This is a genomic window from Micromonospora sp. AP08, from assembly GCF_008085935.1.
Taxonomy (GTDB): domain Bacteria; phylum Actinomycetota; class Actinomycetes; order Mycobacteriales; family Micromonosporaceae; genus Micromonospora; species Micromonospora chersina.
The window spans coordinates 260,756-286,431 of the sequence record NZ_VSEZ01000003.1 but is presented as its reverse complement, the minus strand read 5'-3'; the positions used below and the strand labels follow the sequence as shown (position 1 = coordinate 286,431).

Below are 25,676 nucleotides of genomic sequence, written 5' to 3'. Positions count from 1 at the left end.
CCGGGCCCCCGCGGTGGGGACCCGGCCGGTGTGTCGGAGCCGGTCGGCTCAGTGCTTGTGGCCGTGCTCGGCCAGCTTCTTGCGGACGTCGTCCATGTCGAGTTGCTGGACCTGCTCGATCAGGTTCTCCAGCGCCGACTCCGGCAGGGCGCCCGGCTGGGCGTAGACGATCACGCCGTCGCGGATCGCCATCACCGTCGGAATCGAGCTGATGTTGAACTTGGCACCCAGCTCCTGCTGCGCCTCGGTGTCGACCTTGCCGAACACGATGTCCGGGTGCTTGTCGGACGAGCGCTCGTAGACGGGGGCGAAGCGCTTGCACGGGCCGCACCAGTCCGCCCAGAAGTCGAGCAGGACGATGCCGTCGCGTTCGGTCACCTCGTCGAAGTTGGCCGTGGTCAGCTCAACCGTTGCCATTGCACTCTCCGATCAGCGCGGATTGCCTACGTCCCGTGGAACCAGGGTGGATGCCTCCGCATTCCCGTGACGTGCGCGACGAAACGCTGCGCAGCATGTCGGTGACGCTGCGAAGCATCGAACGAAGTCTGTTTCCCCGGCCGTGCGGAACGCAAGTGCACGACGCATTTGCGTGACGGGACGTGATGGGAGCGCTTCCAAAGAGATCACTCCGCGTACGGGCTACGAATCGGTAACTTGACGCTTGACAAGCGGCGATCCTGCCACCGGAGATCGCTTGTGGAGTGAGCTTCCGTCACTATGAGTAGTGTTACGAAAAGATAAATGTGACGTCCGTCTCTGTCGATACAGTACCGGCGTACGGCAGAATCTCTCCCATCAGAGCGTGGGCGGCGGGTGCCGGGGAGGGCCCCGCCGCTCATTGCGTCTCCACCCGGGTCGGTCCGGGTGTGACTTTTCCGCACCGGCAACGCCCCGCCCACCGCCTTAACAAGCGGTAAGGCATGCTGTGCCGAACTCCATCGCCGCCCGTCGAAGGGACAAGGATGCAGTTCGGCCGCTACTACGAGGAGTTCGAGGTCGGCGCGGTCTACCGGCACTGGCCCGGCAAGACGGTCACCGAGTACGACGACCACCTCTTCTGCCTGCTCACCATGAACCACCACCCGCTGCACATGGACGCCCACTACGCCGAGTCGGCGAGCCAGTTCAAGCGCAACGTGGTGGTCGGCAACTACATCTACTCGCTGCTGCTCGGCATGTCGGTGCCGGACGTCAGCGGCAAGGCGATCGCCAACCTGGAGATCGAGTCGCTGCGGCACGTCGCCCCGACCTTCCACGGCGACACCATCTACGGCGAGACCACGGTGCTGGACAAGCGGGAGTCCTCCTCGAAACCGGACCGCGGCGTGGTCGCGGTGGAGACCCGGGGCTACAACCAGGACGGCACGCTCGTCTGCGTGTTCCGCCGCAAGGTCATGGTCCCCAAGAAGGAGTACGCGGCGGCCGCGCTGCCCGAGGGCGTCGACCCCGAGCGGCCCAGCTTCCCCGAGCCGCGCTGACCTTTCGCGTACGCCCGGAAGGGCCTCTTTTCCGTTCCGCGGGGAAGGGGCCCTTTTCCCGTTCCGGGGCATATGCTGACGCCGGAGGTCCCGCGATGAGCGAGCGCAGCGAGCGAATCATCCGGCTCAGCGCGTCGATGGCTCATGGCGCCGCGGAGCGGAGTGGAGCGGCGGGATGAGCCACTCCGTCGCCGGAGAGCCGCCCTCTGCCGGGCGCCGTGCCGCACCGCTGACCACCGCCGTCTACTCCGCGGCGGAGTGGGACCTGTTGACCGACCTGCCGGGCCGGGTCCTCGTCGCCGCCGCCTCACCCGGTCCGGGCCGCCCGCCGCGCGGCGTCGCCGCCGGGCTCGCCGGGCTGGACGCGGTGGCGGCCGGCCGGGCCTTCGACAGCGATCTGATCCGGGCCGTGGTCGCCGCGATCTACGCCCGCCACGACGGCGCCGCCGAGCGGGACGAGCGCCTCACCGACCTCGTCGACCTGCTGGCCGCCGCCCGGGCCACGGTACGGGTGCTCCGGCGGCGCGCCGACCCCGCCGACTCGGCGGCGTACCGGCAGTGGGTGGAATCGGTGGCGGCGCGGGTGTGCCGGGCCGGCGGTACCGCGCCGAGCCCCGCCGACCGGCGCTTCCTCGACCGGCTCGCCGGGGCCCTGGACCTTCGCTGACCGGTGCCGCCACGCGCCAGGCGCCGGCCGGGCGGTCAGCCGCCCTTCGGCTCGAACCGTGGCTCGGCCAGCGTCAGCCGGGCGATCACCTGTCCCGCCACGTCGTAGAGCGTGCAGACGGCGCGCTGGTCGGTGGGCAGCTCGGCGGTCAGTGGCCGGCCCGGGCGGGCGGCCCAGAACAGCGTCGAGGGGTCGTCCCCGCCCCACGGCGCCACCGCGAGGGTGGTGGTCGGGTAGCCCGGCTGGGCGATGGTCGCCCGGCTCACCCGCGTCGAGGCGAAGCCGTACGTGATCAGCCGGCCTTCCGCATCGGGTCGTTCGCGTACCTCGAAGAAGGGCAGGGCGCGATCGTCGCCGAGCGCCGAGCGGAAGTTCTCGTCCTCAGGGAGTTCGTGGTAGCGGCCGGTGCGGGTGTCGAACCAGGCGGTGTCGACGATGTGGTCGCGGGACGGGCTCAGCAGCAGTTCGTCGTCGCCGATTCGCATGCCGGTGCGCAGCACCCGGTCCAGGGGCGACGCGCTGGCGTTGGGCCACGGTCCCGGGCTCGGCCCGGCGGCGGTGCTCCCGCCCTGGGCGGCGACCGTGGTCGCTCCATCCCCCGGCTCGGCGGTCGACGCGCAGCCCGTCGCCACCAGGCTCGCCAGCAGGGTCGCCGTCACCTTCCACCGACACCACGTCCGCACGGTGCACCCCCGTTTCCGAGTGGAGCGTAGGTGGCCCGGGCCGGATCGGCTGTCCCGTGCGCTGCCGCGCACCCGACACCCGGTCCCGCAGGTGCGACACTTCGGGCCGTACCCTCTTCAGACCGTGACCGACGACCAGCTCGACGTGGGTGTGGGGCCCTGGCCCGGCGACCCGCCGGACGACCCGCGCTACGACCCGGAGCTGCTCGCCCAGGGCGACCGGCGCAACGTGGTGGACCGCTACCGCTACTGGCGGCACGAGGCCGTGGTGGCCGACCTGGACCGGCGCCGGCACGACTTCCACGTGGCCGTAGAGAACTGGCAGCACGACTTCAACATCGGCACGGTGGTGCGCAACGCCAACGCCTTCCTCGCCGCCGAGGTGCACATCGTGGGGCGGCGGCGGTGGAACCGGCGGGGCGCCATGGTGACCGACCGCTACCAGCACGTCCGGCACCACCCGACGATCGAGGAGTTCGTGGCCTGGGCGGCCGGGGAGCGGCTGCCGGTGGTCGGCATCGACAACCTGCCCGGCTCCAAGCCGCTGGAGTCGAGCACCCTGCCGCGGCGCTGCGTGCTGCTCTTCGGCCAGGAAGGGCCGGGGCTCTCCGACGTCGCGCGGGCGGCCTGCGACCAGCTCTTCTCGATCGCCCAGTACGGCTCCACCCGCTCGATCAACGCGGGCGTGGCCAGCGGGATCGCCATGCACGCCTGGATCCGGGAATACGCCGGAGCGCCGCCGGACTGAGCGCCCCGACCTCGCCGTTTCGCGGGAATTCCCATGTCGGTTCCGCCGGCGGACGGAAATCCCGCGGTCCGTCCGCCCGCTCGGCTTGACGCCCCGCCGGTCCCGGGTGACGGTGAAGAGGTGAGTGTCGCGGTGAGTTGTCCGAGGTGCGCGGGCCCGGTCCGGGAGCCGGACCTGATGCACGGCGAGTACCGGTGCCTGCGCTGCGGTCCGGTGCCGCCCCTGCACGTGCCGGAGCACATCGGCGCCGAGATCATGGCGAGCGTGGTGGAGCGGGTGGCCGCCGACGCCGATCCGGCCGGGCAGCCGGGGGTGCCGCTCTGGTGCCCGTGGCCGCTGCCCACCGGCTGGACGCTGACCGGTGTGGCGTGGGTGGGGGACGACCGGTCCGGGGTGCGCGCCACCGCGGTGGCCTGCGCCGGTCCGGCCCCGCTCGACGGTGGACCGGCCGACCTGCTCTTCGTCGCCGAGGAGCCGGGTGTCGGGCTCGGCTCCCGCCTCGCCGGCCTCCCCGGTCCCGATCCGGGGCCCGAGGTGGCGGAGGCGCTCTCCGATCCCGGCCCTGGTCATCCCGAGCGGGTGCCGCACGCCAAGATCCGGGTGGGCGGCCATCCCACTCCACTGTGGCTTGTGAATTCGCCGACGGATCGAAGCGCGTACGCCGGCGAGGCTCGGGGAATGTGGCTCCATGCGATAGCCTGGCCGGCGAGTGCGGGTCACCTCCTCGCGGAAGAAGTCGTGCTGCACGACCTCACCGAGTGGACACCGCCCGAACTCGTGTACGGCGCACCATCTCCGTACCTGCACGGGCGGGCCTGACCGGCCGGCACGGGCAAGTCGGGGAACAGACGCAGATATTCACTCTACGACATCATGCTGATACTCTGGGTGCCGCTGCGGTAAACGGACCCGGCTCCGCGCGAGAGGATGGCCCGCTATGGTCAAGAAGGTCCTCACCTGGGCCGGCCTCGCATTCTTGATCTTCTTCATCGCCTACCGGCCGAACTCCGCCGCCGACGTGTTCAAGTCTCTCGGTGGCGGCATCATGGACATCGCGCAGGGCTTCGGCGACTTCTTCACCAACCTGGTCGCCTAGCCACCGATGGGAAGCCCCTCCGGTCCACCCTTCGACCCCGACGACCCCGACCGGGAGCGCCGGGAGCGCGACACCGAGCCGATCCCGCGGATCGACCCCGACGACGGCCCGGGCTTCGGCTCGGGTTCCGGCTACGGCAGTGGCCCCTCCCTTTCGGACGACGCCGCCTTCGGCGACGGGCCGGGGTTCGCGGGGGAGGGGCGGTCCGGCCGCGCCTGGATCCGCGACCCCGAGTCCGGCTACCAGAATCCGCAGATCTCCGAGGACGAGCTGGCCGGCCTGCGTGCCGACGCCTCCGGCATGGCCCCCCGCCGGGTGCTGCCGCTGGAGGACGAGCCCAGCTCGCTCGTCGCGCGTTACCTCTTCCCCACCGAGCGTTACCGGGGCGAGTGGAAGCGGCACTGGATCCACCTCTCCACCCCGATCGTCGTCGGCATCGCGGCGACCTTCGTGCTCGGCTACCTCTCCGGCTTCCTGGCCGGGCGCGACGTCGGGGCGCTGACCACCGTCGCGGTGCTGCTCTGGTTCGCCGTGATGGGCTGGGTCGCCTGGCGGGTCGCCGACTGGTGGTACGACCGCTTCATCCTCACCAACAAGCGGGTCATGGTGGTCAACGGGATCATCACCCGCCGGGTGGCCATGATGCCGCTGGTCCGGGTCACCGACATGAAGTACGAGCAGACCCCGACCGGCCGCGCGCTCAACTACGGCACCTTCGTGCTGGAGTCGGCCGGTCAGGAGCAGGCGCTCCGCGAGATCAAGAACCTGCCCAACCCCAACGAGCTCTACCTGCGCGTCGTCGAAGAGATGTACGAGCCGCAGGCCGTCGAGGCGCGGTTGGGCAAGGAGGCCGACGAGGCGAAGGCCGACGACGGCGCCTGAAACTTTTCGTCCGAACATCGGAGGAACTGCGCACCATTTGCCGTCGACCCGGTCCCGCCCGGCGTGGGAACCTGCCAGGCAGGACCGGGTGCGGAGGTGAGCGTGGCGAGCAGGGACCCGCTGGAGGAGGAGTTCCGCGACTTCGTCGCGGCCCGCTCCGGCACCCTGCTGCGCACCGCGTACCTGCTGGCCGGTGACTGGGCCACGGCCGAGGACCTGCTCCAGACCGCGCTGACCAAGACCTACCTGGCCTGGAAGCGGCTCGGCGGGATCGACGCCCTGGAGCCGTACGCCCGCCGGGTCCTGGTCAACACCTCGACGAGCTGGTGGCGCCGCCGTTGGCACGGGGAACGCCCGACGGAGGTGCTGCCCGAGCGGGCCGGTGTCGACGAGATCGAGCAGCAGCTCGACCGGGACGCCCTGTGGCGGCACCTCCAGGCGCTCCCGGCCCGGCAGCGGGCCGTGCTGGTGCTCCGGTTCTACGAGGACATGTCCGAGGCGCAGACCGCCGCGCTGCTGGAGATCTCCCCGGGCACCGTGAAGAGCCAGACCTCCCGGGCGCTGAACACGCTGCGCCGCCGGCTCGGCTCCGAGGCCGCCCTCGGCCTGCCGGTCGAGCCGGAGGAGAAGGCCGCCCCGCCCGCGCCGCGGGTGCTCCGGCAGCCCGCCGCCGCGCCGCCGCCCGCCCCGGTGCCGCCGATGGTCCGGCCGGCCGCGGTCCCCGCCGACGCCACCCCGGCACGACCCGTCGCGTCCGTGCCGGTGGAGTCCCGATGACGCCCACGCCGAACTCCTTCGACAACCGGACGGGCGCCCCGGAGCGTCCATTCCCCGTGACCGAGGACGAGCTGGAGCGGGCGCTGCGGCAGACGCTGGCCGGCCGCGTCGCCACGCCCCGGCCGCTCGCCGCCGACCCGGCCGGCGCGGTGCTCCGGCGGGCCCGCCGCACCGGCCGGCGCCGCACCCTGACCGGGCTCGCCCTGGCCGGGGCGGCGACCGTGCTCGTCACCACCGGCATGGCCCAGCTCGGCGGCCCGGTCGGGCAGGGCGGCACGCCGACCGTGGTGCTCGGTGACCCGCACGGCTTCTCGGCCTCCCCGCTGCCCACCGCCTCCAGCCCGGCGCCGGGGAAGGGCCCGGTCCGGGCCGAGCTGGACCTGATCGTCGGCCCGTGGCTGGACACCAGCGGGGGCGAACGCCGCGAGCTGACCGGGGTGAGCGGCGTCGACCGGGCGCAGCGGGTCCCCGACTACGGCGGCTGGCTGGTCACCTCGGCGGTCACCCCGGCCGGCCGTACCCTCTGGTGGGTGCCGCCCAACGGCAGCGCGCCGCAGGTGCTGCTCGCCGGGGCGGACGCCGTGGTGGTCTCTCCCGACGGGCGGCAGGTCGCCTGGCGCGACGGTCCCCACCTGCAGGCCGCCGCCGTGGTCGGCGGCCAGCTCCTGGCCGTCAGCCGGGCGGCGGCCCCGGTGGGCGCGACGCCGGTCGGGTTCGCCGGCGACGCGATCCTGGTCCGGCAGCCCGAGCGGGCCGGGGTCAGCGTCTGGCGACGGGCGGATGCCGGGGTGCCGGGCGCGGCGAACCCGGACGTGCTCGCCGTCTACGGCGCGCTGCCCGACGGCCGGGTGGTCGGCCTGGTCTCCGCCGGCACGCCCCGGCAGCCCTGCGTGGGCCTGCTCGACCCGGCCCACGGCCTCACGCCGGTCCGCACCGGCTGCGGGACGGCGCTGGCCACCGACGGTCTCGGCGGAGTCTCCGCCGACGGGCGGTGGCTGCTGCTCAACACCGCCCGCCGGAGCGCCCTGCTGGTCGACCTGGCCAACCTCGGCACCGCCGCCGCGAACCACCCCGCCGGCCCGGCGGTCGCCGGGCCGGTGGCCTGGACGCGCAGCGGCGCCGCCCTGCACGTCGACGCCACCGGCGGCCTGGTCCGGGTCCGGCCCGAGCAGGTGCTGGCCGGCGAGCGTCCCGCCGCCGCGGCGCTCGACGGGGTGGCCCCGGGCGAGCGGCCCGTGGTGGTGGGCGACACCCGCTCCTGATCGAGCGGGGCGGTAGCGTCGGCGGGGTGAGCGCCCGGATCGACCTGCACACCCACTCCACCGCCAGCGACGGCACCCTCGGGCCCGCCGAGCTGGTCCGGGCCGCCGCCGACGCCGGCCTCGACGTCGTGGCGCTCACCGACCACGACACCACGGCCGGCTGGGAGCCGGCGGTCGCGGCCCTGCCGCCCGGGCTCACCCTGGTCCGGGGCGCCGAACTCTCCTGCCGCTGGTTCGGCGTCGAGCCGGCGATCCCGCTGCACCTGCTCGCGTACCTCTTCGACCCGACCGAGCCAAAGCTGGCCGCCGAGCTGGCCCGGGTCCGGCGCGCCCGGGAGGAGCGCGGCGAGCGCATCGTGCGGCTGCTCCAGGCCGACGGGATCCGGGTGAGCTGGTCCGAGATCCTGGCCGGCGCGGCCGGCGGCACCGTCGGCCGGCCGCACATCGCCCAGGCGCTGATCCGGGCCGGGCTGGTCGCCACCACCACCGAGGCGTTCGGTCCGCGCTGGCTCGGGGAGCGGTACCGGCTGCCCAAGGAGGACATCGACGTGTTCCGGGCGGTGGCGCTGGTCCGGGCGGCCGGCGGAGTGCCGGTCTTCGCCCATCCCCGGGCCAGCCGGCGCGGCCGGATCGTGCCCGACGAGCTGATCGTGGAGCTGGCGGCGGCCGGCCTGGCCGGCCTGGAAGCCGACCACGAGGACCACAGCCCGGCCGAGCGGGAGCACGTCCGCGCGCTCGCCGCCGAGCTGGGGCTGCTGGTCACCGGATCCTCGGACTTCCACGGCACGCACAAGACCGTCCGGCTCGGCGCGTTCACCACCGGGATCGAGGCGTACGAGCGGATCGTCGAGCTGGCCCGGGGGGTGACCCCGGTCGCTTCAGGCTGAAGCGTTCCGGCGGCGCGGCTACCGTGTCCGGGTGGATCTCAAGCTCTTCGGCGAGGTCTTCGTGACCCTGCTGGTGATCGTCGACCCGCCCGGCATGATGCCCATCTTCCTCGCGCTCACCGGCCCGCTGGCCGCCCGCGACCGGAACCGGGCCGCCTGGCAGGCCGTCGCGCTGGCGCTCGGGGTGATCGTGGTGTTCGCCGTGGCCGGCCAGACGATCCTGGCCTACCTGCACGTCGACCTGCCCGCCCTGCAGGCCGCCGGCGGGTTGCTGCTGATCCTCGTCGCCCTGGAGCTGCTGACGGGCAAGTCCGACGACCCGAACCAGCAGGCCACCTCCAACATCGCGCTGGTGCCGCTGGGCACCCCGCTGCTGGCCGGCCCCGGCGCCATCGTCGCCACCATGCTCTTCGTGCAGCAGGCCGGCGGCTTCACCGACTACCTCGCCATCGCCGCCGCGATCGTCGCGGTCATGGTCGCGGTCTGGGTGGTGCTGCGCTTCTCCGGCGGCATCGTCAAGGTCCTCCGGCCGGGCGGGATCGAGGTGCTCACCCGGATCGCCGGCCTGCTGCTGGCCGCCATCGCCGTGCAGCTCATCGCCGACGCGATCGCCGCGTTCGTCACGCAGTACCTCACCATGGGCTGAGCCGTCGCGGCGCTGTCGTAGGGAGGTGGCAGGATCTCAGGCGTGCGACGACCCTCCCCGACCGGGCGACCCACCGGCGGCCGGCCACCCCGGCCCCGCGCCGAGCAGGCCGAGCAGCTCGGCTTCGAGGGCATGCCGGAACGGCTGTTCGTCTGCACACCCAGCAAGCTCGGCGCCTACGCCGACTGCCCCCGCCGCTACCGCTACTCGTACGTGGACCGCCCCGCGCCGCCCAAGGGCCCGCCGTGGGCGCACAACTCGCTGGGCGCCAGCGTCCACACCGCCCTGAAGAACTGGTACGCGCTGGCCCCCGACCGCCGCCGCCCCGAGGTGCTGGGCACCCTGCTCAAGGGCACCTGGGTGCGCGAAGGCTACCGCGACGACGAGCAGGAGCGGGACGCCTTCCGGCGGGCGCTGTCCTGGCTGGAGTCCTACGTGGCGGGGCTCGACCCGGCCGACGAGCCGGTCGGGGTGGAGCGGGTGGTCGCCGTGAAGACCGCGGTGCTCGCCTTCAACGGCCGCACCGACCGGATCGACTCCCGCCCCGGCCCCGACGGCCGGCCCGAGCTGGTCATCGTCGACTACAAGACCGGCCGCACCGCGCTGGACAGCGACGACGCCCGGGGCTCGCAGGCGCTCGCGCTCTACGCGTACGCGGCCGAGCGGGTCTTCCGCCGCCCGTGCCGCCGGGTCGAGCTGCACCACCTGCCCACCGGCACGGTCGCCGCGCACGAGCACAGCCCGGAGTCGTTGCAGCGGCAGCTCACCCGCGCCGAGGACACCGCCCGGGACATCATGGCCGCCGAGCGGGCGGTCGCCGACGGCGCCGACCCCGACGCGGCGTTCCCCACCGAGCCGGGGCCACGCTGCGGCTGGTGCGACTACCGGCGCACCTGCCCGGCCGGCGCGCAGGCTCCCGGCAAGGACCCGTGGGCGGCCGTGGAGCGCCCCGCCGAGCCGGCCGCCGACCAGGACTGACCCGTTCGCCCGCGTCAGGCGGCGGCGAGGCGGGCGGCGCGCTCCTTGGCGGCCTGCTGCAACGGGCCCTCCCGGTAGCGGCGCGGCACCGCCGCCAGGGCCAGTCGCAGCGCGCGGACGCTCAGGTCCGCCGACAGCGCGGTGGTGGGCAGGCCGAGGCCGCCGTACAGCCGGTGGGCCCAGGCCGGCAGCAGCGCCAGGGCCGTGCCGGCAATCCCCAGGTACGCCCACCTCGGCGGGCCGAGGTGCAGGCCCAGCTTCACCGGCAGGCTGAGCTTCCACGGGATCGGCGGGGCGGTCAGGAAGAGCGCCGTCTCGGCCGCCTCTTTCGTCATCCGCAGCTCGGGCCGGACCCGGCGGTAGTAGTCGGCCACCTCGGCGGCGGTGCCCGGCACGTCGGCCGGGTCCAGCCCGACCAGGGCCGCCGCCCGGCGCTGCTCGGTGTAGTAGCCGTCCACCTCGTCGTCGGCCAGCGCGAGCCCGGCCCGCCGGGCGGTGCTCACGAACGACTCGACCTCCGTGACGTGCACCCAGCGCAGCAGGTCGGGATCGTCGATCCGGAACTGCTCGCCGGTGAACGGGTCGGTGGCCCGCATCCGGGCGTGCAGCGTCCGCAGCCGCCGGCCGGCCGCCTCCGCCTCGGCGGTGGTGCCGTAGATCGTCGTCGCCACGTAGGTGGCCGTGCGGATCAGCCGACCCCAGGCGTCCGACTTGTAGTTGCTGTTCTGCGCCACGCCGGCCATCGCGCGGGGGTGCAGCGCCTGGAGGTAGAGCGAACGCAGGCCGGCGACGATCAGGATCGGCTCCTCGTGCACCTTCCACGTGACCGAACCCGGACCGAAGAGGCCGAGGTCATCGGAATCCACCGCCCAAGAGTGCCACGCGCCGGACGGACCCGACCGTCTCCGAGCCGCGACCGTCAGTCGTCGCCGGAGCGGCGGGCCTGGCAGGCCGGGCAGAGGCCCCAGAAGGTCACTTCCGCCTCGTCCACCTCGAAGCCGTGCGACACGTTCGGGTCGAGGCACGGGGCGTCGCCGGTGGCGCAGTCCACGTCGGCGATCTCGCCGCAGCCCCGGCACACCACGTGGTGGTGGTTGTCGCCGACGCGGGCCTCGTACCGCGCGGGACTGCCGGCCGGCTCGATCCGGCGGGACAGCCCGGCCCGGGAGAGCGCGCCGAGCACGTCGTAGACGGCCTGGGTGGAGACCGAGTCGAGGCGCTCGCGGACCCGGCGGGTGATCTCGTCGACCTCCAGGTGGCCGCCGTCGGCCAGCACGTCCAGCACGGCGAGGCGCGGTCGGGTGACCCGCAGGCCTCTCGACCGGAGCAGCTCCTCACCGGTGGACATGCGTCCATGACAGCACCGGTGCCCCCGGGCCGACAAGCGAGCGTGACCGCGGGTGGCCGGGGCCACAGGTGAACCGTGTCGGGGACACGTGCGTGTGTCGATGTACGGAACGGTGACGGCGGATCATCCCGTCGTACGCTGACCGCGCGATCCCGTCCACTCGCCGGAGGTGTCGGTGTTCAGGGAAGTCAACGGCCTGCCGGGCCACGTCCTGGTCGTACACGCCGCCGTGGTGCTGGTGCCGCTGCTGGCGTTGCTCTCCGTCGCGTACGGGGTGCTGCCCCGCTGGCGGCCCCGGATGGGCTGGGCGGTGGCGGTCCTCGCCGTGCTCACCCCCATCGTCACCTGGGTGGCGACCGAGTCCGGCGAGGAGCTGGAGGAGGTGCTCCGCAAGCGGGGCTATCCGCCCGAGGGCCTTCAGAAGATCCACGAACATTCCGAGTACGGCGAGAACCTGCTCTGGTTCACCGTCGGGCTGGCCGTCGCGGCGCTCCTGCTGCTGCTGGTGACCAGCGGCCTGCCCCGGACCCGCGACCTGCCCCGCTGGCTGCCCCTGGTGCTCACCGGCGTGGTGGTCGTGCTGGCCGTCTTCGCGCTCGTGTACGTCTACCTGACCGGCGACAGCGGGGCCAAGATGGTCTGGAGCGGCATCGTCTGACCCCGGGTCGGCCGGGCGTTCGGATCGGCGGCGCCGGCCGGCTCAGAAGAGCAGGCGCGAGCAGAGCAGGCAGGTGAGCAGCACCAGCACGACGCCGACGACGGCGCCGATGCCGTAGGTGAGCCGCTGGGCCCGCCCCTCGGCCTGGTCCATGGCGGCCATGTCCTGCGGCGGGAGTTGGCGGGGCGGTGTGGGCCGCACGTGCACCGGCGGCCGCCAGCCCGGCGGCGGTGGGATGGTCGGCGGCGGTCCGGCGTAGCCGCCCGGCGCGCCCCCCGGGCCCCAGCCACCCGCCGCCGCGGGCTGCTGCGGCCAACCACCGGCCGGGGCGGCACCCTGGCTGGGCCAGCCTCCGGTTGGAGCAGCCTGGCTGGGCCACGCGCCGGTCGAGGCGGCACTCCGGCCGGGCCTCGCCCACGGGTTGTCGGTGTGGCCGGCGCGCGACCAGGGGCTGGCCTCCGGGTCCGGGCCGGTGTCGGCCCCAGCGGAGGTCGCGGCGGGTTCCGCCACACCGGCGGTCGAGCCGCCGCGCTCGGATCCGCGGCCGGGCCCGGCCACGCCGACGGTCTCCGCCACGCCGGGGCCCTCGGGTTCCCCGGAGGTCGAGCCGGGGGTCTCGGGTTCCCCGGAGGTCCAGCCGGGGGGCTCAGACCTGCCGGGGGGCTCCGCCGTGTCGGAGGTCGAGGCGGCGGGCTGGTCGGTGCCGGCCGCCGACCCCGAGCCGCCTGTACCGGGCTGGTGGGTGCTGGGCGCCGGGGCGTCGCCCGCCGCCGACCCCGAGCCGCCTGTACCGGGCTGGTGGGTGCCCGGTGCCGCGTCGCCGGTCGGCTGGTCCGGGCGTCGCCAGGTCTCGTCCTCGGGGCTGCCACCGCTCGGCGTCGTCACGCCGTCCGACGCTACCAACGCCCGGGCCGGTCGGCCGTCCGACGCGACGGGGCGGGCCGGGCCGGGTCCACTCGCGCGGACCGCGGCCCGCCGCGCCCCGGCGTTCGCGCCGCGACGGTCGAGTTGGTGGCCTTCCGGCGGTATCCTTGCCGCTCGTGAGCGATCCCGGCATCCGTGTCCCGCGCGGCGACGACGACCGCGTGGTCGACCTCAGCGAAGACTTCGTGGTGCTGCCCGAGCAGACCACCGACGACACCGACCGCGGCTGGGGCGAGCGGTCGTACGGCAACGAGGACTGGCTGCTCGCCGAGCGCCCCCCGCACTGGGACTGACCCGCCTGCCTCGCGAGCGACGGCTCCGGGCCCCCGGCGGACAAGGCCGCCCCGGCCGACCGGGTCATTCGCGGACCACCACGGCGAAGCGGCTGCCCTCGGGCAGGCCGACCGCGCGCTGAGCCTGCTCGGGGCGGAGCGCCAGGTAGAGCGCGGAGGAGCCGTCGACCGCCCCGGCCGCGCCCACCACGTCGAGGACGAGTGCCCGCGGCGCGAGCAGCGTGGCCGCGGTCGCCCTGCCGGCCGGCACGACCAGCAGGTCCACCCGGGCGCCGGGGCGGAGCACGGCCAGCGCGGCCGGCTCGGCGAGCCGGATCGGCACCCCGACCGCCCCGGCCGGCAGCGGAAGGGCGGCGGCACGACGATCACCACCCGCCTGGGCGCCACCACCCGGCGGACCGCCGCCCCCCGCCTGGGCGCCATCACCCGGCGTGCCGCCACCGGCGGCTGGGGCCCCGCCAGCCGGAGCGCCGTCAGCCGGGGCGCCGCCGGTCGGGGCCGTAGGCGCGGCCGCGGTCCCGCCCGGTGGACACCCTTCCGGGGTCTTGAGGACGGCAGCGGCCAGCCCGAGCAGCACCGCGACCAGCACCACCCGGAGCAGCGTCCGGCCCCGGGGCAGCCCACGCCAACGCACCGGCCGCAGCGATGCCTCCCCACCCGCCACGTCGCCCCTCCGCCCACCGATCGGACCAGTACGCCCGGCAGGTTAGGCGGCAACCGACGGTGCCCGCGGCCCCAGCGAGCTCACCTGTGGAAAACCCTTCGGGCTGTGGAAAACGCGCCAGGCTGTGGATAAGCACCGGGAAACGCCCGGAAAAGCGATCGCCCCAAGGGCCCATGACCTGGGCGTGCCCGCCCGAGCCGTCGTTGATCAAGAGGTTTGCGTCACGATGGCGCGAGAATTTGACGCAAACTTCTTGGTCAACGCCGATGGGGTGGCAACACGTGCCGGGAGAACCGCCCCGGGAACGCGAAAAGTGGCCATCCGTGCGGGATGACCACTTTTCGGGGGACTGGCGAGGTCAGGACGAGCTGCTGGCCGGCGCCTTGCTGGTCGACGAACCGGAGGACGACCCGGACGACGAACCGGCGGACGGGCTGGAAGACGCGGCGGACGAGCCGTTGCTCGAGCCGTTCGTGGAGCTGCCGGACGAGCCGCTGGTCGACGACTCCGACTTGGCCGGCTTGCTCGCGGTGCTCGTGGCGCTCTCGGAACCGGACGAACGGGAGTCCGTGCGGTAGAAGCCGGAGCCCTTGAACACGATGCCGACCGAGTTGAAGACCTTGCGCAGCCGCCCCTCACACGCCGGGCACTCGGTCAGCGGCGCGTCAGAGAAGGACTGCACCGCCTCGAGCTGGTGGCCGCACGCGGTGCAGGCGTACTGGTACGTGGGCACGTTCTCCTCCGGATCTTGGCACGGCCGGTTGGCACTCGACGGATTCGAGTGCCAATGGTGCGTCATGGAACCCGGGTTCGTCCAGCGGAAGCGCCCCGGGCCACATCCGGCACCGCCACCAGCCCGTCCCCTGGCGTGATCACGAAGCGCACGGGCCGGTCGTGCGGCTGGGCCGGTACCGCCTCGACCAGCTCCCCGTCGTGCAGCAGCGCCACCGTGGGGACCGTGGCGGCCACCCGGGCCAGCGCCCGGTCGTACGAGCCGCCGCCCCGGCCCAGCCGGAAGCCCCGGCGGTCCACCGCCAGCGCCGGCACCACCACGAGGTCGGCCCCGGCCACCGCCGCGCTCCCCAGCGGCGGGCCGGTCGGCTCGCGCAGGCCCCGCCCGGCGGCCCGCAGCGACTCCGGGTCGGTGTAGGCCGCCCAGTCCAGGTCGAGGTCGTCGAGGAGCACCGGCAGCAGCAGCTCCGCCGCCGGCGGCAGCGCCGCCCGCAGCACCGCGGGCAGGTCGTCGCCGCCGGGCTCGGAGGCCACCGGCACGTACGCGGTCATCCGGGCCGGGCGCAGCCGGCGTACCAGAGCGACAAGCTCGGCCTGGACGGACGCCGCCGCCTCCGCCCGGCGCGGCGCCGGCAGCGACCGGCGGTGGGCGAGCAGGGCGACCCGCAGGTCCCGCTTGGTCACATCCGCTCCATCAGAAAATTCCGGCACGCAACACTCCTGACGCAACGCTTGCCTCCCGGTCGCTCTGTGTCAGCATCGCAGGGAGGGGCGCGGAACTTCCGGGGGGAAGCTTGACGCTACGCGGGCGATTGACGGCGGCGTTCCTCACGGTGGTGCTCGGCCCCGTCCTGCTCGGCGCGTTCTTCGTCGGGTCCACCCTGAGCGCCGTCGACCGCGGCCGCGCCACCGAGCGGCTGGGCCTGGCGGCGGCCGGTGTGCGTACCTCCGTCGACGCCCTCTGTCAACAGCTCCGCGCGGCGGCCGACGCGGTCGCGCTCGTCGCCGACCCGGCCGCCCGGCCCCGCGCGGCCGATCAGGTGGTCGGCCGCGGACTGGCCGCCGCCGTGCAGATCGTCGACACCGCCGGCCGGACCAGCTACGCCACCATCGGCGGCCCGGCCGGGCCCTGGCAGGACTGCGCCGCCGACGCGGCGACCGGCCCGGTCCGCGCGCTCGCCGCCCGGGTCCGGCTCCGCGATCCGGCCGGCGCCGACCTGGGCACGGTCGCCGCCGCGCAGCCCGTCGACCCGGCCTTCGTGGCGCGGCTCGCCGCGGTGACCGGCGTCGGGGTCACCCTCCTCGACGACCCGGGCCGGACCACCCACACGACCGAGGACCGGGAGGTACGCGCAGCGGTGCTGGCCGCCGCCCGCGAGGCGGACGGGGACCGGGTGACCGACACGGCGGACGGACGGTACGTGCGCCGCGTCGGCCCGTCCCCCGGCCAGCCGCTGCCGCTGGTGCTCTCGGTGCCGGGGGAGCGCCCGCCCGGCCTCTACGCCGCCCTGGTCGGCGCGGTGGTGCTGGCCGCCCTGCTGGCCGTGCTGGCCGCCTGGCGGCTGGCCCGGGTGACCACCCGGCCGCTGGTCGAGCTGGCCGGCGCGGTGGACCGGGTCGCGCACGGCGACCTGACCGCCCGGGTGCCGGTGCGCAGCCGGGACGAGATCGGGCGGCTGGCCGCCGCGTTCAACCGGATGACCCGGGAGACCGGCAGCTACGTGGCCGCGCTGACCAGCAGCCGGGACCAGCTCCGCAGCCACCTGACCGTGCTCGGCGACACCCTGGCCAGCACCCACGACCTGCAACGCATCCTGCGGGTCATCCTGCACAGCGCGATCGCCGCCACGGGCGCCCGGGCCGGCGCGGTGCTGCTGCTCGACGGCGACGGCGTGCTGGTCGGCCAGTGCGTCGAAGGGCTGGACGGGCGCTGGCCGACCGGGGACCCGGCCGATCCGGCGACGCTGCGGGTGCCGGTCGGCGCCGGGGTGCTCGGCACGGTGGCCGCCACCGGGGAGCCGTTGCGCGGCCGGTGGGAGCCGGCGGACCCGCCGACCGGGGAGCCGTCCTGCGAGACGTACGTGGCGGTGCCCTTCGCCGCCCCCCGCGGCGCGGAACCGCGCGGCGGCCCGGACCGGCCCGGCCACCCGCCGGCCGACGACGACGCCCACTGCGCGCTCGGTGTGCTGGCCCTCTACGACCGGCCCGGCGCGGACGAGTTCGACGACGGCGACCTGGTCACGCTGCGCACCTTCGCCGGCCACGCGGCCGTGGCCGTGGAGAACGTCCGGGTGCACGAGGAGGCGCAGCGGCTCTCCCTGACCGACCCGCTGACCGGGCTGTGGAACTACCGCTACCTGCGTGAGTCGATCCGGCGCGAGGTGGAACGGGCCAACCGGTTCGGCCGCATGCTCAGCGTGCTCGCCCTCGACCTGGACCGGTTCAAGGACGTCAACGACACCTGGGGGCACGCCGCCGGTGACGCGGTGCTGGTCGAGTTCGCCCGCCGGGTGCGCGGCGAGATCCGGGAGGTCGACCTGGCGTTCCGGCAGGGCGGCGAGGAGTTCGTGGTGCTGCTGCCGGAGACCGACGCCCGGGGCGCCACCATCGTCGCCGAGCGGCTCGGCTCGGTGGTCCGGGACCAGCCGGTGCGGGTGGAGGGGCACACCGGGGAGCCGATCGCGGTGCCGGTCACCGTCTCCATCGGCATCGCCGTCTACCCCGATCACGCGGCCGGCGGCCAGCAGGTGCTCGACGCCGCCGACGACGCGCTCTACGCGGCCAAGGCCGCCGGCCGGGACGGCTACCGGCTGGCCCGGGCCCCCGACCCGGTGCCCACCCAGGAGATCCCCGTGGTGGCGGCGGCGGTCAGCCCGCCCGACGGACTGCCCCGGGCCGGCGCCGGGGACGCCGCGCCGGTGGCACAGGGCGGCGCGTCTTCTGGTCCTCACCCGCCGCGGCAGAGCCGTGGCCGATAGTCTCGCGACATGTCGGAGCACTCAGCGAACCTCTCAGCGACCGCCGCGACCGGTCGCTCCCGCGCGGTCAAGGCCGTCATCCCGGCCGCCGGCCTGGCCACCCGGTTCCTGCCGGCCACGAAGGCGATCCCCAAGGAGCTGCTGCCGGTCGTCGACCGGCCGGTGCTCCAGTACATCGTCGAGGAGGCCGCGCAGGCCGGCCTGACCGACGTGCTGCTGATCACCGGGCGCGGCAAGACGTCGATGGTGGACCACTTCGACCGCCGGCCCGACCTGGAGGCGCGGCTGGAGAGCAAGCCCGACCTGCTGGAGGCCGTACGCCGCCCCGAAGAGCTGGCCGAGATCTACACCTGCCGCCAGCCCGAGCAGCTCGGCCTCGGCCACGCCGTCGGCTACGCCGAGTCGCACGTGGGCGACGCACCCTTCGCGGTGCTGCTCGGTGACGAGTTCGTCAAGCTGGACGAGCCGCTGCTGCCGGCCATGCTGGACCTTCAGGCCCGCACCGGCGGCATCGTGCTGGCCTTCTTCGAGGTCGACCCGGCGGAGACCTCGCGCTACGGGATCGCCTCCGTCGAGCCGGCCGGTGACGAGTTCGGCGACCTCGCCGAGGTCGTCAAGGTCACCGGCATGGTGGAGAAGCCGAAGCCGGAGGACGCGCCGAGCAACCTCGCCGTCCTCGGCCGCTACGTGCTGCCCGGGAAGATCTTCGACGCGATCCGGCGCACCGAGCCGGGCAGCGGCGGGGAGATCCAGCTGACCGACGCCATGGAGCTGCTGCGGACCGAGGGGGTGCCGGTGCACGCCATCGTCTACCGGGGCACCCGCTACGACACCGGCCAGCCGCTCGGCTACCTCCAGACCGTGGTGCAGATCGCCGTCGAGCGCGAGGACCTGGGCGCCGAGTTCCGCAAGTGGCTGACCGAGTTCGTCAACAACGGCGACGAGACGGTCACCGCGGCGATCCTGAACGGCATGCGCGACCGGTCCGGCGGTGCCGGTACATGACCGCGACGGCCGACGCCGAGGCGGCCGCGAACGAGTTGACGCCGCTCGCCGACTACCTGGGCAGCGTGCTGCGCAGGTTACGCGCGCTGCCTCCGCTCGACCTCGACCTCACCCAGGCGTACGGCAACGTCCTCGCCGAGGACGTGGTCGCCCCGCACTCGTTCCCCGCCTTCGACCAGGCGGCGGTGGACGGGTACGCCGCGCGCTGGGAGGACATCTCCGGAGGGAGCCGGGGGCCGGGCTACGTCCCGGCCCCCTCCGGTATCCCCGGTGGCCGCAGCATCCGGCTGAACGTGGTCGGTGACCTGGGTGCGGCGAGCTGGCGGCCGGTCCGGCTCACCCCCGGCTCCTGCTTCTCGGTGGCCGCGGGCGCGCCGCTGCCCGTCGGCGCGGACGTGGTGGTCCCCGTCGAGTGGACCGACCAGGGCATGGCCGCCGTGGAGATCTTCCGCGCCCCCAAGCGGGGGTACGGCGTCCGCCGCGCCGGTGAGGAGCTACCGGCCGGCACCCTGCTCGCCCGCGCCGGCACGTACGTCTCGCCCGCCCTGGTCGCGGTCTTCGCCGCCACCGGCATCGGGCACGTGGTGGTCCGGCCCAGCCCGCGGGTGGTCATCGTGGCCACCGGCGACGAGCTGGTCGACGTCGGCCGGGGCAGCCAGCCCGGCCAGGTGGTGGACACCAACTCGCACGCGCTGACCGCCGCGGCGGCCGAGGCGGGCGCGTTGGCGTACCGGGTCGGGATCTGCGACGACGACCCGGAGGCGCTGCGCGGGCTGCTGGAGGACCAGACCCTGCGGGCCGACCTCATCATCACCACCGGCGGCACGGGCACCGGCCCCGGCGACATGGTCCGCCGGATCCTGTCCCGCAAGGAGGGCGGCCGGGCCGGGCCGGTCGCCTTCACCGAGGTCGCCCTCTATCCCGGAACGGCCCTCGGATTCGGTACGGTCGGCGCCGAGGAGGTGCCGGTGGTGTGTCTTCCCGGTGAGCCCGGCGCGGCCCTGATCGGCTTCGAGGTGCTGGCCCGCCCCGCCATCCAGCTGCTGGCCGGCGCCGAGCCGGTGTTCCGGCCCAGCGTCCGGGCGCACCTGCTGGAGACGGTCTCGTCCCCGGTGGGGCTGCGCGAGTTCCGCCCGGCGCACGTCGCCGAGCGGCGCGGCGGGGGCTACACCGTGCAGCCGCTCGCCGGTGGGCCGTTCACCCTCTCCGGCCTGGCCGAGGCCAACGGCCTGCTCGTCCTCGGCGAGCGGGTCACCACCGCGGCGGCCGGCTCCACGGTGGACGTGCTCCTGCTGGACCGGCGCCGGTGAGCGTGGGGGAGTGAGTGAGCTTGCGGGCCCCCCGGTCGCGTGTGGAAGGCTGACCCGATGAGCTGGTTCCGGCGGCCGCCCGGGTGGCCGGCGGTGCTGGTGGACGGTCCGGTGGTGCTGCGGCCGTACCGGCGTTCCGACGCGCTGGCCTGGTCGGAGATCCGGCGGGCCAACCGGGCCTGGCTGTCCCCATGGGAGTCCCACGTGCCGGGCAGCTGGGACGAGACGAACTCGCCGGCCGCGTTCCGCTTCGTCCACGCCGACCAGCGGAGGTCCGCGCGGACCGGCGACGGCATGCCGTTCGCGGTCTGCCTGCGCGAGAACGGCGAGGAGCGGCTGGTCGGCCACGTCAACGTCGGCAGCATCGTGCGGCGCGCGTTCTGCTCCGGCTACGTGGGCTACTGGGTGGACTCCCGAGTGGCCGGTCGCGGCGTCATCCCCACGGCGGTGGCCCTGGCCGTGGACCACGCGTTCGGCCCCGGCGGGCTGCACCGGATCGAGGTCAACATCCGGCCGGAGAACCAGCCGTCCCGCCGGGTCGTGGAGAAGCTCGGCTTCCGCGAGGAGGCCTACCACGTGCGCTACATGCACATCGACGGCGCCTGGCGGGACCACATCGGATACGCGATGACCAGTGAGGAAGTGGCCGCCGAGGGCGGGCTGCTGGCCCGGTGGCACCGCGTACGTGACAACCGCGGGTGAAGCGTCCCACCCGCCACGCCCGGCGCGGCGCACGGTGAAGTCGGTCGGCGGCCCGTAACCTCAAGTAACTGCAAGCTGTGGCAAGCGCTGCCTGCCCGCACGATCTGCGCCGTAAACGACGGGCGACGGAAGAAGTTGCGGTCGTGTGGCGCTCGCCCCGAACTTGGTGACGGGAGGGGTGAGGGTGCCGACCTCGGTGCTCCTCGCCGTCCTCGCCGCCGCCGGTCTGCTCGCCCTCGCGCCGGCGCTGGTTCGCCGGTACGACGCCACCGAGCGGCTGGTGGCGGAGCGGGCGCAGTCGACGGCCCGGGTGCTCCAGCGCCGCCGTCGGCGTCGCACCGTGCCCGGACGGCGGCCGGTGCGCCCGCCGCGCTCCCTCATCGTCACCCTCAGTGAAGACTCGGGTACGGGCGGTCTCGCCCGGCCGGTGTCGGCGCCGCCCGCCCCGCGTCGCTCGGGCCGGCTCCGGTCGGTGCCGCCCGCCCCGGCCAGGTCCCGCCGACGGCACCCACCGAAGCGCCGGCAGCACACCCCGGCCATCTACCGCCGCCGGCGGGTCCTCGCCGCGCTGCTGCTGCTCAACTTCGTCGAGCTGATCGGCGTGGTGCTGGTCAGCCCCGGGTTCTGGATCAGCGTCTCGGTCACCGGCGCCCTGCTCGTGGCGTACGTCGTACACCTGCGGCAGCGGGCCCTGGCCGAGCGCCGGCGGCGGCGCGCGGAGGCCCGGGAGGCGGCGTGGCTGGCCGCCCGCCAGGCCGAGGTGCGGCGCGAGCAGGCGCGGCGTGCCGCCGCCCGGCGGGAGGCACAGCGCCGCCTCGCGGCCCAGCGCGAGGCGGTCCGGCGTACCGCCATGGGGCTGGACCGGCCCGCGGACCTGCCGCCCGCGGCGAGCGGCGGCTCGGTCTCCTACCGCCGCGCGGGTGGCCTGCGGGGGCGGCCGTACCAGAGCGGGCGGGGCGCCTGAAATTTCTCCGCCGGCGCTGTCGAATCCGGCGGGCGCCGTTCGACGGGTTGGTGAGGGCCGGTGCAAGGGCCGGCCGCGGAACAGTGGGAGCCTGTCATGGCCAAGATCGTGTCGAACTTCTTCATCTCGCTGGACGGTGTCGTGGAGCGGCCCGACCAGTGGCACTTCCCCTACTTCGACGACGAGATGGGCGCCGTCGTCGGCCGCGGGGTGGAGGCGACCACGGCGTTCCTGATGGGGCGCAAGCAGTACCAGGAGTGGTCGGAGTTCTGGCCGAACCAGACCGGGGACGACATGGAGTTCGCGTCGTTCATCAACGCGGTGCCGAAGTACGTGCTGTCCAACACCCTCACCGGGACGACCTGGCAGAACTCGCACCTGATCTCCGGCGACTCCGACCAGGTCGCCGTCCGGCTGCGGGAGCTCAAGGAGCAGACCGACGGGGAGATCGCCATGTCGGGCGGCGCCACCACGGTCCGGTGGCTGCTGGCCAACGGGCTGGTGGACGAGCTGCGCCTGCTGGTTCACCCGATCGCCGTGGGCCACGGCCAGCGCCTCTTCGAGGACACGCCCACCCACCCCCTGCGCCTGGTCGACAGCGCCCCGTTGAAGAGCGGCGTCCTCAACCTGACCTACGCCCCCGCCTGATCCGGTCGCTTCGAGATCTTGGAGGGTTTGGGCCCCTCTGGGGGCCTATTCCCTCCAAGATCTGCTCCAGCGGTGGGGCGGTTCGCTTCGGAGGCGCCGGACCTGTTAGCCTTGTCGCCGGCCCGCCCGGTGCAAGCCGGGTGGGACCGACGCTGGTACGCCAGCGGAGGGGCTGTGGCGCAGACCGGTAGCGCACCTCGTTCGCATCGAGGGGGTCAGGGGTTCAAATCCCCTCAGCTCCACCCAGTTCAGAGGCCGTTTCCGCTAGTCGGAGACGGCCTTTTTCGATCTTGTACAGCAACGAAGTACAGCAGCCCTTCATGACGGGGTTCCTTGTCGTACCCGTCAATACGATCTTCCGCATGGAGCGTCCGGTACGGCAGGCATACCTCAACATGATCGCCAAGCAGGTGGGGCCGGTGCTGCGAGGGCACGGCTTCAAACGGTCCCACGGCACCTTCCGCCGAATCTCCGACGGCGGCCATGCTGCGGTCATCGAGTTCCAGGGATCGACGGGTAGCTGGGGCGACAGGTCACTCTTCTACGTCAACCTCGGTGTCGCCACCGCCCCGTGGCTTGACTGGTTCGAAGAGCGGTTGGGTGGGAACTGCCGCAGCCGTCCTACGGCGTCCGTGGCTCAGTGGTGGACGCGGCTTGAGGCATCCTCCAGACACTCCGATGGGTTCGACCGCTGGGCGATCCGGTCGGTCGAGGAGGCCGCCGTATGCGGAGCCGCAGTTGCACAGCAGCTGTCGGAAGGTGTGATCCCGGTCTTCGACGCCCTGCTTGCGCACTACGTACAACTTGACGAGGCCCTTGCCGATGGGCGGAAGGACGACTTGGCCCCGCTCTTCGACGCCCGGCCGCTGGACCCGCTCAACGGCATTGATCATTTCGGCCGGTTTGACCACCCGTACGTGGCATGGATGCTGTCGAGGCGAACGAGTTTGAGGGTCGCCAGCTAAATGAACTGCTCGCCGAGACGGGTGAGAGCTGTCTCGGTCGCCTCCTTCCAGCGCACCAGCGCACTGATGATGATGTACATCATCAAGAGCAGGGCATTGAGGATGAGCAGCGCCGAACCCACATCAGCGACACCCACCTCGACGGGAGTGAACGCGCCCTGGCCCGTACCCGGCGGGTGATGCGCTACCTGCGCGGCTGCGACATCGACCTGGTCCTCGTCTCCGGTGACCTGGCCGACCACGGCGAGATCTCCGAGTACGAGCAGGTCAAGGCCGAACTTGTCGCCGACGTTCCGGTGCTCATGCTGCCGGGCAACCACGACAACCGGTCGGCGTACCGCACCGTGCTGCGGGGGACGGACGGTGACGCGCCGATCAACCAGCTGCACCGGGTGGGTGGCGTCCTGTTCGCGCTCTGCGACTCCACCATCCCCGGCCGCAACGACGGCCGGCTCGCTCCGGAGACGCTGGAATGGCTGCGCGGGGTCCTGGCCGAGGCTGACGCGCCCGTCCTCGTGGGGCTGCATCATCATCCGATCCGCCTGCACAACCCGCTGGTCGACGGCATCGGGCTCGGCAACGCCGACGAGTTCGCCGCGATCGTCCGGGAGGCCCCGGGGGTGGCGGCCGTCCTCTGCGGACACGCCCACGCCGCCGCCGCGGGGTCGTTCGCCGGTCGGCCGCTGCTCGCGGCGCCCGGCGTGGTGTCCACGACCCGCCTGCCGTGGACCACCACCGACGAGCTCACGTGGGCCAACACCGCCGACCTGACCGACCCGCCGAGCGTGATGTTCCACGTCCTCGACGACGAGGGCCGCCTCACCACCCACGTGCGGACGGCCCCCGAATGACCGGGTGAGCGGGCTCCGAAGTCAGGCGCGGGTCACCTCGGCGACCATGACCGGATAGGGCCCGGATGGCATCTCGGCCGTGGCCTGGTCCGCGGGGATCACGTTGTCCATGCGCATACGCAGACGCTCGGTGTCCGCCGTGTCGAACACGATCCGCCACTCCCAACCGCCGCCGTACTCGCCCCTCAGCTCGAACGTTGCGTCGGGTCCCGGGCCGCCGGCCAACGACATGGGCGTGGGCTGCTGGTGCCACGAGTCGCCCCACATGGCGACCAGTGAGCCCTCCTGCGCGCCGGCCCCGATGACGAGCAGGCCGTCCTGCGGCCCGTCGTCCGGATGGGCCCAGGAGTAGGCGACCGAGGTCAGGTGACCACCGGCGGCCGTCGTCACGGTGATCGTGGCCGGGGACCCGGCGAGCGGGTCGGTGGGCATCAACCGGAACCCGTTGGCGCCGGACCACGAGCCGGCGAAATCGGCGAGGATCATCCGCCCACCATAGGTCCGCCGGTGGTTTCGCCTGTCCGCGTCCGAGGCCCGGGCAGGCCCGGGCCGGGTCACCCGTGCCGGCGGGCGATCGCGTGGAGGTCCCGCGCCGGCCCGGTGAGCTGCCGTCCCGCCGGCCACACCGCCCGCAGCCGGCGGCGCAGGTCCAGGCCGTGGACCGGCACCGCGACCAGCGCGCCGGCGGCCAGTTCGGTGCTGACCGCCAGTGAACTCAGCACGGCCGGTCCGCTGCCCGCACCGACCGCGTGCTTGATCGCCGTCGTCGAGGAGAGTTCGAGGATCGGCGCGGCGACCTCGCCGACGCCCTGCTCGCGCAGCGCGCTCTCCAGCGCCCGGCGGGTGCCCGAGCCCGCCTCCCGGGCCACCAGCGGCGCGGCGGCCAACTCGGTCGGGGTGATGCCGCGCCGCCGGCGCGCCCACCGGTGGGAAGGCGCGACGACCACCGTGAGCCGGTCCGTGGCCACCGTGTCGGCGTCGAGCCCGCCCGGCAGGTCGGGACCCTCGACGAAGCCGAGGTCGGCCCGGTCCGCGAGGAGCCGGGCGGCCACCTCCGCGGAGTTGGCGGCCTGGAGGGTGACGGCGAGGTCCGGCTGGCGTACGCGCAGGGCCACGAGCCACGCCGGGAGCAGGTATTCGGCGACGGTCTGGCTGGCCGCGACGGTGAGCCGGCTCTCCTTCGTGACGCGCAGCGCCTGCACGGCGGCGGCGAACGAGTCGGCCGCGTCCACCACGGTGCGGGCCCAGTCGGCGATGAGCGCGCCGGTCGGGGTGAGGGCGGACCCGCGCGGAGTGCGGTGCAGCAGGGTGAGGCCGAGCCGGCGTTCCAGGTGCCGGAGGCGGGCGCTGGCCGCCGGTTGGGAGATGCGGTGTTCCGCCGCGGCCTGGCCGATGCTGCCGAGCCGGGCGACGGAGAGCAGCAGGTCGAGGCTGCTCAGGTCGGTCACCTGTGGCGGCAGAGGCATAGGCAGAGGTTATGGCTCGGTAGGGGATCGCCGCCTACCGGGTCGGCCGTCGCGGTCCGAGGGT

General features: G+C 74.1%; 31 protein-coding genes, 1 tRNA gene and 2 pseudogenes. 23 read left to right on the top strand and 11 right to left on the bottom strand.

All coding sequences use genetic code 11. From position 1 onward, the window contains the following. Nucleotides 1–48: 48 nt before the first annotated feature. Entirely contained in the window at nucleotides 49–417 is a 369-nt protein-coding gene (trxA, locus tag FXF50_RS07740; RefSeq protein ID WP_091314483.1) for a thioredoxin, read from the bottom strand. A gap of 545 nt (nucleotides 418–962) precedes the next feature. On the opposite strand from trxA, the gene FXF50_RS07735 reads away from it, so the two are divergent. Next, complete coding sequence (locus FXF50_RS07735; protein WP_091314480.1) at nucleotides 963–1,478, top strand: MaoC family dehydratase; 516 nt, start codon at nucleotides 963–965, stop codon at nucleotides 1,476–1,478. Nucleotides 1,479–1,653: 175 nt separating this feature from the next. Beyond that, nucleotides 1,654–2,145: a hypothetical protein gene (locus FXF50_RS07730; protein ID WP_148426528.1), complete on the top strand. Its 492-nt coding sequence runs from the start codon at nucleotides 1,654–1,656 to the stop codon at nucleotides 2,143–2,145. A gap of 35 nt (nucleotides 2,146–2,180) precedes the next feature. Here the strand turns inward: FXF50_RS07730 and FXF50_RS07725 are convergent, their stop codons facing one another. After that, a complete protein-coding gene (locus FXF50_RS07725; protein ID WP_148426527.1) occupies nucleotides 2,181–2,804 on the bottom strand; it encodes a hypothetical protein in 624 nt (207 codons plus the stop codon). A 148-nt stretch (nucleotides 2,805–2,952) separates the two neighbouring features. Between FXF50_RS07725 and FXF50_RS07720 the strand changes: the two genes are divergently transcribed. The 9 genes from FXF50_RS07720 (at nucleotide 2,953) to FXF50_RS07685 (ending at nucleotide 10,104) form a co-directional block, all read left to right on the top strand. Continuing rightward, the gene (locus tag FXF50_RS07720) at nucleotides 2,953–3,576 is read left to right on the top strand and encodes an RNA methyltransferase (RefSeq protein WP_148426526.1); all 624 of its coding nucleotides are present in this window, start codon (nucleotides 2,953–2,955) and stop codon (nucleotides 3,574–3,576) included. Between the two features lie 132 nt (nucleotides 3,577–3,708). Then, nucleotides 3,709–4,395: a TFIIB-type zinc ribbon-containing protein gene (locus tag FXF50_RS07715; RefSeq protein ID WP_357667456.1), complete on the top strand. Its 687-nt coding sequence runs from the start codon at nucleotides 3,709–3,711 to the stop codon at nucleotides 4,393–4,395. A gap of 118 nt (nucleotides 4,396–4,513) precedes the next feature. After that, nucleotides 4,514–4,672, top strand: coding sequence for a hypothetical protein (locus tag FXF50_RS29225; RefSeq protein WP_167544553.1), 159 nt, complete (start codon nucleotides 4,514–4,516; stop codon nucleotides 4,670–4,672). Between the two features lie 6 nt (nucleotides 4,673–4,678). After that, nucleotides 4,679–5,554, top strand: a complete 876-nt coding sequence (locus FXF50_RS07710) for a PH domain-containing protein (protein ID WP_148426525.1) — start codon at nucleotides 4,679–4,681, stop codon at nucleotides 5,552–5,554. Between the two features lie 102 nt (nucleotides 5,555–5,656). Continuing rightward, on the top strand, nucleotides 5,657–6,331 hold the full coding sequence (locus FXF50_RS07705) for a SigE family RNA polymerase sigma factor (RefSeq protein ID WP_148426524.1): 675 nt from the start codon (nucleotides 5,657–5,659) through the stop codon (nucleotides 6,329–6,331). Beyond that, nucleotides 6,328–7,593, top strand: a complete 1,266-nt coding sequence (locus tag FXF50_RS07700; protein WP_148426523.1) for a hypothetical protein — start codon at nucleotides 6,328–6,330, stop codon at nucleotides 7,591–7,593. Before FXF50_RS07705 ends, FXF50_RS07700 begins: the two co-directional genes overlap by 4 nt. Before the next feature lie 26 nt (nucleotides 7,594–7,619). After that, nucleotides 7,620–8,480, top strand: a complete 861-nt coding sequence (locus FXF50_RS07695; protein ID WP_148426522.1) for a PHP domain-containing protein — start codon at nucleotides 7,620–7,622, stop codon at nucleotides 8,478–8,480. A 31-nt stretch (nucleotides 8,481–8,511) separates the two neighbouring features. After that, nucleotides 8,512–9,126 (top strand): MarC family protein, encoded by a 615-nt coding sequence (locus FXF50_RS07690; RefSeq protein WP_091260721.1) that lies wholly within the window; start codon nucleotides 8,512–8,514, stop codon nucleotides 9,124–9,126. A gap of 132 nt (nucleotides 9,127–9,258) precedes the next feature. Further along, entirely contained in the window at nucleotides 9,259–10,104 is an 846-nt protein-coding gene (locus FXF50_RS07685) for a PD-(D/E)XK nuclease family protein (protein WP_255509950.1), read from the top strand. A gap of 14 nt (nucleotides 10,105–10,118) precedes the next feature. Here the strand turns inward: FXF50_RS07685 and FXF50_RS07680 are convergent, their stop codons facing one another. Then, nucleotides 10,119–10,970, bottom strand: coding sequence for an oxygenase MpaB family protein (locus tag FXF50_RS07680; RefSeq protein ID WP_148426520.1), 852 nt, complete (start codon nucleotides 10,968–10,970; stop codon nucleotides 10,119–10,121). 53 nt (nucleotides 10,971–11,023) lie between these two features. Beyond that, on the bottom strand, nucleotides 11,024–11,452 hold the full coding sequence (locus tag FXF50_RS07675) for a Fur family transcriptional regulator (RefSeq protein ID WP_148426519.1): 429 nt from the start codon (nucleotides 11,450–11,452) through the stop codon (nucleotides 11,024–11,026). 175 nt (nucleotides 11,453–11,627) lie between these two features. Here FXF50_RS07675 and FXF50_RS07670 point away from each other — a divergent pair, with 175 nt between their 5' ends. Beyond that, nucleotides 11,628–12,110: a DUF2231 domain-containing protein gene (locus tag FXF50_RS07670; RefSeq protein WP_107079542.1), complete on the top strand. Its 483-nt coding sequence runs from the start codon at nucleotides 11,628–11,630 to the stop codon at nucleotides 12,108–12,110. A gap of 42 nt (nucleotides 12,111–12,152) precedes the next feature. Here the strand turns inward: FXF50_RS07670 and FXF50_RS29755 are convergent. Next, nucleotides 12,153–12,434, bottom strand: a pseudogene (locus FXF50_RS29755) (hypothetical protein); the annotation flags it as partial. Nucleotides 12,435–13,141: 707 nt separating this feature from the next. Between FXF50_RS29755 and FXF50_RS07660 the strand changes: the two are divergent. Further along, nucleotides 13,142–13,327 carry a hypothetical protein gene (locus FXF50_RS07660; protein ID WP_091314433.1) on the top strand — a complete coding sequence of 62 codons (186 nt, stop codon included), beginning with the start codon at nucleotides 13,142–13,144 and terminating at the stop codon, nucleotides 13,325–13,327. Nucleotides 13,328–13,391: 64 nt separating this feature from the next. Here the strand turns inward: FXF50_RS07660 and FXF50_RS07655 are convergent, their stop codons facing one another. Then, nucleotides 13,392–13,991 carry a flagellar biosynthesis protein FlgA gene (locus FXF50_RS07655; RefSeq protein ID WP_148426518.1) on the bottom strand — a complete coding sequence of 200 codons (600 nt, stop codon included), beginning with the start codon at nucleotides 13,989–13,991 and terminating at the stop codon, nucleotides 13,392–13,394. A gap of 323 nt (nucleotides 13,992–14,314) precedes the next feature. On the opposite strand from FXF50_RS07655, the gene FXF50_RS29750 reads away from it, so the two are divergent. Further along, nucleotides 14,315–14,569 carry a hypothetical protein gene (locus FXF50_RS29750; RefSeq protein ID WP_255509949.1) on the top strand — a complete coding sequence of 85 codons (255 nt, stop codon included), beginning with the start codon at nucleotides 14,315–14,317 and terminating at the stop codon, nucleotides 14,567–14,569. Between the two features lie 14 nt (nucleotides 14,570–14,583). Here FXF50_RS29750 and FXF50_RS29745 read toward each other — a convergent pair. Next, nucleotides 14,584–14,790: pseudogene (locus FXF50_RS29745) on the bottom strand (FmdB family zinc ribbon protein); the annotation flags it as partial. Continuing rightward, nucleotides 14,787–15,434, bottom strand: coding sequence for a 5-formyltetrahydrofolate cyclo-ligase (locus FXF50_RS07645; protein ID WP_148426516.1), 648 nt, complete (start codon nucleotides 15,432–15,434; stop codon nucleotides 14,787–14,789). The gene FXF50_RS07645 and the pseudogene FXF50_RS29745, both read right to left, overlap by 4 nt. 83 nt (nucleotides 15,435–15,517) lie before the next feature. On the opposite strand from FXF50_RS07645, the gene FXF50_RS07640 reads away from it, so the two are divergent. The 8 genes from FXF50_RS07640 (at nucleotide 15,518) to FXF50_RS07605 (ending at nucleotide 23,295) form a co-directional block, all read left to right on the top strand. After that, on the top strand, nucleotides 15,518–17,701 hold the full coding sequence (locus tag FXF50_RS07640; RefSeq protein WP_187399568.1) for a diguanylate cyclase: 2,184 nt from the start codon (nucleotides 15,518–15,520) through the stop codon (nucleotides 17,699–17,701). 9 nt (nucleotides 17,702–17,710) lie between these two features. Beyond that, complete coding sequence (locus FXF50_RS07635; protein WP_148426515.1) at nucleotides 17,711–18,706, top strand: UTP--glucose-1-phosphate uridylyltransferase; 996 nt, start codon at nucleotides 17,711–17,713, stop codon at nucleotides 18,704–18,706. Further along, nucleotides 18,703–20,016 (top strand): gephyrin-like molybdotransferase Glp, encoded by a 1,314-nt coding sequence (gene glp, locus FXF50_RS07630; protein WP_091314420.1) that lies wholly within the window; start codon nucleotides 18,703–18,705, stop codon nucleotides 20,014–20,016. Before FXF50_RS07635 ends, glp begins: the two co-directional genes overlap by 4 nt. Before the next feature lie 57 nt (nucleotides 20,017–20,073). Beyond that, nucleotides 20,074–20,718, top strand: coding sequence for a GNAT family N-acetyltransferase (locus FXF50_RS07625; RefSeq protein WP_148426514.1), 645 nt, complete (start codon nucleotides 20,074–20,076; stop codon nucleotides 20,716–20,718). Between the two features lie 178 nt (nucleotides 20,719–20,896). Then, entirely contained in the window at nucleotides 20,897–21,682 is a 786-nt protein-coding gene (locus FXF50_RS07620; protein WP_187399567.1) for a hypothetical protein, read from the top strand. A 96-nt stretch (nucleotides 21,683–21,778) separates the two neighbouring features. Next, nucleotides 21,779–22,330: a dihydrofolate reductase family protein gene (locus tag FXF50_RS07615; RefSeq protein WP_148426512.1), complete on the top strand. Its 552-nt coding sequence runs from the start codon at nucleotides 21,779–21,781 to the stop codon at nucleotides 22,328–22,330. Between the two features lie 168 nt (nucleotides 22,331–22,498). Next, nucleotides 22,499–22,572, top strand: a tRNA-Ala gene (locus FXF50_RS07610). Between the two features lie 120 nt (nucleotides 22,573–22,692). Next, complete coding sequence (locus FXF50_RS07605) at nucleotides 22,693–23,295, top strand: DUF4304 domain-containing protein (protein WP_187399566.1); 603 nt, start codon at nucleotides 22,693–22,695, stop codon at nucleotides 23,293–23,295. On the opposite strand, the gene FXF50_RS29740 is transcribed toward FXF50_RS07605, so the two are convergent. After that, nucleotides 23,292–23,432 carry a hypothetical protein gene (locus FXF50_RS29740; protein ID WP_255509953.1) on the bottom strand — a complete coding sequence of 47 codons (141 nt, stop codon included), beginning with the start codon at nucleotides 23,430–23,432 and terminating at the stop codon, nucleotides 23,292–23,294. The genes FXF50_RS07605 and FXF50_RS29740 overlap by 4 nt on opposite strands. Here FXF50_RS29740 and FXF50_RS07600 point away from each other — a divergent pair. Continuing rightward, nucleotides 23,391–24,146 (top strand): metallophosphoesterase, encoded by a 756-nt coding sequence (locus tag FXF50_RS07600; protein WP_255509948.1) that lies wholly within the window; start codon nucleotides 23,391–23,393, stop codon nucleotides 24,144–24,146. The two genes, FXF50_RS29740 and FXF50_RS07600, sit on opposite strands and share 42 nt — an antisense overlap. 21 nt (nucleotides 24,147–24,167) lie before the next feature. On the opposite strand, the gene FXF50_RS07595 is transcribed toward FXF50_RS07600, so the two are convergent. Together FXF50_RS07595 and FXF50_RS07590 are read right to left on the bottom strand one after the other, a co-directional pair. Continuing rightward, a complete protein-coding gene (locus FXF50_RS07595) occupies nucleotides 24,168–24,632 on the bottom strand; it encodes a DUF1579 family protein (RefSeq protein ID WP_148426509.1) in 465 nt (154 codons plus the stop codon). Nucleotides 24,633–24,700: 68 nt separating this feature from the next. Then, nucleotides 24,701–25,612 carry a LysR family transcriptional regulator gene (locus FXF50_RS07590; RefSeq protein WP_148426508.1) on the bottom strand — a complete coding sequence of 304 codons (912 nt, stop codon included), beginning with the start codon at nucleotides 25,610–25,612 and terminating at the stop codon, nucleotides 24,701–24,703. Nucleotides 25,613–25,676: the final 64 nt, after the last annotated feature.

What these genes read in the sequence shown, in the direction of transcription:
- glp (WP_091314420.1), top strand. Translation starts at nt 18,703, where the DNA reads ATGACCGCGACGGCCGACGCCGAGGCGGCCGCGAACGAGTTGACGCCG.
- FXF50_RS07730 (WP_148426528.1), top strand. Translation starts at nt 1,654, where the DNA reads ATGAGCCACTCCGTCGCCGGAGAGCCGCCCTCTGCCGGGCGCCGTGCC.
- FXF50_RS07735 (WP_091314480.1), top strand. Translation starts at nt 963, where the DNA reads ATGCAGTTCGGCCGCTACTACGAGGAGTTCGAGGTCGGCGCGGTCTAC.
- trxA (WP_091314483.1), bottom strand. Translation starts at nt 417, where the DNA reads ATGGCAACGGTTGAGCTGACCACGGCCAACTTCGACGAGGTGACCGAA.
- FXF50_RS07615 (WP_148426512.1), top strand. Translation starts at nt 21,779, where the DNA reads ATGGCCAAGATCGTGTCGAACTTCTTCATCTCGCTGGACGGTGTCGTG.
- FXF50_RS07675 (WP_148426519.1), bottom strand. Translation starts at nt 11,452, where the DNA reads ATGTCCACCGGTGAGGAGCTGCTCCGGTCGAGAGGCCTGCGGGTCACC.
- FXF50_RS07625 (WP_148426514.1), top strand. Translation starts at nt 20,074, where the DNA reads ATGAGCTGGTTCCGGCGGCCGCCCGGGTGGCCGGCGGTGCTGGTGGAC.
- FXF50_RS29225 (WP_167544553.1), top strand. Translation starts at nt 4,514, where the DNA reads ATGGTCAAGAAGGTCCTCACCTGGGCCGGCCTCGCATTCTTGATCTTC.
- FXF50_RS07605 (WP_187399566.1), top strand. Translation starts at nt 22,693, where the DNA reads ATGGAGCGTCCGGTACGGCAGGCATACCTCAACATGATCGCCAAGCAG.
- FXF50_RS07685 (WP_255509950.1), top strand. Translation starts at nt 9,259, where the DNA reads ATGCCGGAACGGCTGTTCGTCTGCACACCCAGCAAGCTCGGCGCCTAC.
- FXF50_RS07635 (WP_148426515.1), top strand. Translation starts at nt 17,711, where the DNA reads ATGTCGGAGCACTCAGCGAACCTCTCAGCGACCGCCGCGACCGGTCGC.
- FXF50_RS07595 (WP_148426509.1), bottom strand. Translation starts at nt 24,632, where the DNA reads ATGATCCTCGCCGATTTCGCCGGCTCGTGGTCCGGCGCCAACGGGTTC.
- FXF50_RS07590 (WP_148426508.1), bottom strand. Translation starts at nt 25,612, where the DNA reads ATGCCTCTGCCGCCACAGGTGACCGACCTGAGCAGCCTCGACCTGCTG.
- FXF50_RS07710 (WP_148426525.1), top strand. Translation starts at nt 4,679, where the DNA reads ATGGGAAGCCCCTCCGGTCCACCCTTCGACCCCGACGACCCCGACCGG.
- FXF50_RS07700 (WP_148426523.1), top strand. Translation starts at nt 6,328, where the DNA reads ATGACGCCCACGCCGAACTCCTTCGACAACCGGACGGGCGCCCCGGAG.